This window comes from Clostridium sp. AM42-4 (genome assembly GCF_003480105.1).
Taxonomy (GTDB): domain Bacteria; phylum Bacillota; class Clostridia; order Lachnospirales; family Lachnospiraceae; genus Brotaphodocola.
Genome location: NZ_QUIK01000042.1, coordinates 1 through 4232 on the forward strand (window position 1 = coordinate 1; position 4232 = coordinate 4232).

Consider the following 4232-nt stretch of genomic DNA (forward strand, 5'->3'; position numbering starts at 1 on the left):
AGTGAGGTGTAGATATTGACACCAAAAAGGCACTCCCTTATACTTGATGGAAAAAGGTAAAATACTTCATTGATAAGATAAGCGGTGAAGGCGAGAGGGAGTGAGGTGTAGATATTGACACCAAAAAGGCACTCCCTTATACTTGAGAGAAAAAGGTGCAAAAATCTATTGATAAGATTAGCGGTCAGGCGGAGTAAGGGCAGTATATTATATAATATATCTAAGTAGGAGAAAAATATGCGTAGAAATACAAAAACAATGTATGAGTGGAGAAAGGTATATAGGGATAAAGAGGAGCTGATGTTGGAGAGAGGTTTTCCAGAGGTCAGCCCCCATGAGTTCTATCGTGACTTGTTCCCAGAGGGGAGCTTACAGAGTGCAGAGCATGACGGAAAAGGAAATGTGATTGCAACCCAGATAAGACCATCTGGAAAGGGAAGAACGAAGCAGTGGGTTATAGATGATAGTCTGAATATGCTTGATAAGGTCATAGGGGACGAGTTCGGACTGATACCGCCTATCACGTTCTATGGCAAGACACACACGAAGCAGAACGCACATGAACTGTATGCGGTTGCAATAGATATTGATTATGTCGGAAAACAGCAGTTGAAGAACCTCTTGAAGCAATTCGGGAACGGAGTACAGCTCCGACCGACCTACCTTGTGAGTTCTGGAAAGGGTGTCCATGCCTATTACTTTTTGAAAGAGCCAGTACAGTTGTATCATAATCTGGAAGATACCCTTGCGGAGCTGAAAGAAGCATTTATCCGCAGACTATGGAACGATACGAGCAGTATCAGACCAGACAGCCCAGATATAACAGGTATCTATCAAGGCTTTAGGTGTGTTGGGAGCCAGAGCAAGCTGGGGGCAGACTTCCCAGTGAAAGCCTATAAGATGTCGGATAACCGCTATACTCTGGAAGATATAAAGGACAGCATACCGAACTGTAAGGTTGATTTATCGGTACTTACAGAGAAGCCGAAGAAAGAAAAGAGTAAGCTGTCACTGGACGAAGCAAAGAAGCTGTACCCAGAGTGGTATCAAGAGCGAGTTGTAGAGGGCAGACCGAAGAAAAAAGGCACATGGGTGTGTAATGAAGCCCTTTATGAGTGGTGGAAGAACAAGATTTTTACCGAAGTAAAGGTAGGCGGTAGGTACTTCTCAATCATGGCATTGTGTGCGTATGGCTTGAAATGTGGCATATCTGAAAGACGAATAAGGCAAGATGCCTATTCATTTTTGGAGCATCTGGAGAGCCTTACAGATGATGAGGACAACCATTTTACAAGGGAAGATGTAAAGGACGCATTGAAAGCCCTCAAAGCTGATAACAAGCTACTTTCGACTATGGCAAGCCGAGAATGGATAGAGAAGCAGACGAAAGTTGTCATACCGCCAAATAAGAGGAACGGCAGAAAGCAAGCCACGCACTTAAAAATCGCACGTTTTACCCTTGAAACAATGAATGAGGACAGGGGCAAAGCTCTACAAGGGAGACCAGACAAGGCGAAGATTGTCGAAGAATGGAGAGAAAGCAACCCTCTGGGAACAAAAGCGGACTGCATCCGAGAGACAGGACTTGCAAAGCATACGGTTTATAAGTGGTGGAAGTAGGGCATACTTGAAATGCTGAAAGGCATATGCTATAATGCCAGTAGGCAAGAAAGACGAAAGTGCTCATTGTGGCACGCAAAAAGCCCCGGAGTTGCGACCTCCGGGGCTTTTCTATTCCGTTGTGGCAAGGTGGCTTATGCCTTAGGCTGGCTACCGCCTATTTATCTCCGTCCAGCCATTTGCAGATGTAGTAGGCGACTACACTTGCCAAGACAGAGAGTAAGAAAGACGAAAATATACTCATGGTGGCACACCCCCTTTCTGTACCTGTATAGGGGTGGTAGCGTTGCCCATTATACCATAGTGGCAGAAATGCCACAAGAAGCCATAAGCAAGAGCTTCCTAACACCATGAAAGAGGTGAGAGAAGTATGGCAGTTATTAAAGCAGTATCTTCAAAAGCAGGCATAGGGCAAGCACTGGACTATGTGACAAAAGAGGAAAAGACAGAGGATAAGCTTGTCAGCGGTCTGCACTGTGAACCAGATACAGTAAAGGACGAAATGCAAGCCACCAAGGAACTATGGGAGAAAACCGGGGGAAGGACATACAAGCACTTTGTCCAGAGCTACCATAAGGACGAGAAAATCACGCCGGAGCAGGCACACAGGAACGCCTTACAGCTTGCAGAGAATACGTCGGCATGGAAAGGGTTTGAGGTGCTTGTGGCTACCCATAAGGACAAAGACCATATCCATACGCACTTTATCGTCAATTCCGTCAATTTTGAGGACGGGCACAAGCTGCAGTGGAGCAGCGCCGACCTGCAGGAGCTGAAGGAGCGGTGCAACGCACAGAGCAGGGAGCAGGGGCTACACGTCTCAGAAAAGGGAAAGACCTTTGAAGGAGCGGAACGTGAGGAAACAGTGGCATGGAAAAAAGAGACGTACCAGCTTCTGAAGCAGGCGGAGCAGGGGAAAGTGAAAAGCTATGTCCAGGACATTGCCCTGGCAGTCCTGGACTGTAAGGAAACAGCGACCAGCCGGGAAAGCTTTATTCGGCTGATGAATGAAAGAGGGTACGGAGTGGACTGGCAGGACAGCCACAAATACATCACATATACCGACTTAGCAAGGAAGCAGGCAGGAGAAAAGGCTTGCAAAATTCGTAATAATAAGCTGGAAAAATACTACAACATGGGTTTTGGAAAGGAGGAACTGGAGCATGAGTTTGAGAGAAATGCACGAACAGCAGAAGTCAGAGCAGGCAAGTCCGAGAGAACGGATCCAAGAACTGAACCGTCAGAGCCGGACAGAGCTGGAGAACAGCCTGCTGAAGGAAGCCTTAGCTTTGTCGAGCGAGAGCTGCGAGGAATTGATGAAGCAGTCAAATCAAGGACAAGCAAGGGCAGAGCAGAACAGGCAGAGAGACGCCGAGCTGAGCAGGCAGCTCATCAGCGAGCTGAAGAAGCAAGTCGAGCAGTTAGAGAACAGCAACGAACTACTTCAGAACGCCATATCAGCCGGAATTGGGAGCCTGAGAGATGAGGTCAGAGAAAGTACCGTCCAAGAGGTAAAAAAGGCGTTACAGGCGAATATAGAGGCGGTACAGAAGGCAACAAAAGCTCTTGAAAAGCAGTCTGATACGCTTACAAGCGTAATGAAGCAGAAAGTCCGGGAGCTGGAGGAAAGCAAAAACAGCTTTTTCAGATATGAGGGCTTGAAGATATACCTGTTTTGGGGCGGTATGGTCTGTAATATTGGGACGTTTTTGATAGTGTTATATTATTTATTTGTCAAGTAAAGTTTTATAAAAATGTTATATATAATTAATGTTTTTTTGTTGAAAATATAGTATAGTAAAACAAAAAGGAGGGGATGCCAATGTACTTGTTGCTTTAGATGCTATAAAAATACATTGACATAGGAGGAAAATTAATGAGAAATATTCGCAGATCTGTAGCGTTAGCTTTGGCAGCAATAATGATGATGGCTATGAATATGGTTAGTTTTGCAGCAGATACAGCTCCTGCTGAAACCGAGGCGGTAGAATCGGTGACTCGTTCAACTAATGGAGAATCTGTTTTGCTGGATAAAGTATATTTTGCGTGTGATGGAAAAAACACAATTTCTTCTCGAGAACCTATTCCTGCTACAGCTTTAGATATTGAAAATAGAATTTTAGGAAGTATGGAGTATTTTTATGATGGTTTAGATTCATCTGGAAGACCGCAGTACACAGTTAAGGCATCTATGACGTCTAATCCATTAAAATTAAAATCCAGTAAACTTGTAACAAGAGCTGAAGGAGTAAATAGTTGGCATACAAATGAAGAAGATCATAATGGGTATACAGGAACTAATTCTCGAAGCTATGTATATACGACTCCGAATCCACCATCAAATCCATATTGTGAAGCAATATTAACCGCAACTGATGAGAAAGGTGACGAATACGCAGTATGGAAAGGAACTCTTCGTGATGCTAAGTAGAAAATACTGAAATATTGGTAAGAGTAGTGATGAAAATAAGAGGGAGTGAAGTGAGGATGAGATATTCTTAATTCACTCCCTTTTTTTAGAGGTCAAAAAGGTGCAATAAATTCATTGATAAGATAAGCGATAAGGGCGAGAGGGAGTGAGGTGTAGATATTGACACCAAAAAGGCACTCCC

The 4232-nt window shown here is 44.3% G+C and carries 3 protein-coding genes; all 3 read left to right on the forward strand.

The annotated features are described in order from the left end of the window. Positions 1–237 precede the first annotated feature (237 nt). The 3 genes from DW922_RS17135 (at position 238) to DW922_RS17160 (ending at position 4051) form a co-directional block, all read left to right on the forward strand. Entirely contained in the window at positions 238–1620 is a 1383-nt protein-coding gene (locus DW922_RS17135; RefSeq protein WP_002595441.1) for a hypothetical protein, read from the forward strand. Between the two features lie 370 nt (positions 1621–1990). After that, on the forward strand, positions 1991–3106 hold the full coding sequence (locus tag DW922_RS17150) for a relaxase/mobilization nuclease domain-containing protein (protein WP_118727154.1): 1116 nt from the start codon (positions 1991–1993) through the stop codon (positions 3104–3106). A 390-nt stretch (positions 3107–3496) separates the two neighbouring features. Further along, entirely contained in the window at positions 3497–4051 is a 555-nt protein-coding gene (locus tag DW922_RS17160) for a hypothetical protein (RefSeq protein WP_002595445.1), read from the forward strand. Positions 4052–4232 lie beyond the last annotated feature (181 nt).

Bases quoted from the DNA above. Each gene is read 5' to 3' on its own strand.
- DW922_RS17160 (WP_002595445.1), top strand. From the start codon at position 3,497: ATGAGAAATATTCGCAGATCTGTAGCGTTAGCTTTGGCAGCAATAATG.
- DW922_RS17150 (WP_118727154.1), top strand. From the start codon at position 1,991: ATGGCAGTTATTAAAGCAGTATCTTCAAAAGCAGGCATAGGGCAAGCA.
- DW922_RS17135 (WP_002595441.1), top strand. From the start codon at position 238: ATGCGTAGAAATACAAAAACAATGTATGAGTGGAGAAAGGTATATAGG.